The organism is Neorhizobium sp. LMR1-1-1.1 (genome assembly GCF_040675795.1).
GTDB lineage: Bacteria > Pseudomonadota > Alphaproteobacteria > Rhizobiales > Rhizobiaceae > Neorhizobium > Neorhizobium cellulosilyticum.
The window spans coordinates 1-549 of the sequence record NZ_JBEGHE010000078.1; the positions used below are offsets into that span (position 1 = coordinate 1).

1 rRNA gene is annotated in these 549 nt (G+C 57.4%); it reads left to right on the forward strand.

What is annotated here, in order from left to right:
* Positions 1-531: ribosomal RNA gene (locus MRBLMR1_RS28275) — 16S ribosomal RNA — on the forward strand; the annotation flags it as partial.
* Between the last annotated feature and the right edge of the window lie 18 nt (positions 532-549).

The window sequence follows — 549 nt, forward strand, 5'->3', positions numbered from 1 at the left end:
CAGAGATGTAGTGTTCCCTTCGGGGACCGGAGCACAGGTGCTGCATGGCTGTCGTCAGCTCGTGTCGTGAGATGTTGGGTTAAGTCCCGCAACGAGCGCAACCCTCGCCCTTAGTTGCCAGCATTCAGTTGGGCACTCTAAGGGGACTGCCGGTGATAAGCCGAGAGGAAGGTGGGGATGACGTCAAGTCCTCATGGCCCTTACGGGCTGGGCTACACACGTGCTACAATGGTGGTGACAGTGGGCAGCGAAGGAGCGATCCCGAGCTAATCTCCAAAAGCCATCTCAGTTCGGATTGCACTCTGCAACTCGAGTGCATGAAGTTGGAATCGCTAGTAATCGCGGATCAGCACGCCGCGGTGAATACGTTCCCGGGCCTTGTACACACCGCCCGTCACACCATGGGAGTTGGTTTTACCCGAAGGTAGTGCGCTAACCGCAAGGAGGCAGCTAACCACGGTAGGGTCAGCGACTGGGGTGAAGTCGTAACAAGGTAGCCGTAGGGGAACCTGCGGCTGGATCACCTCCTTTCTAAGGAAGCTGTGGAAC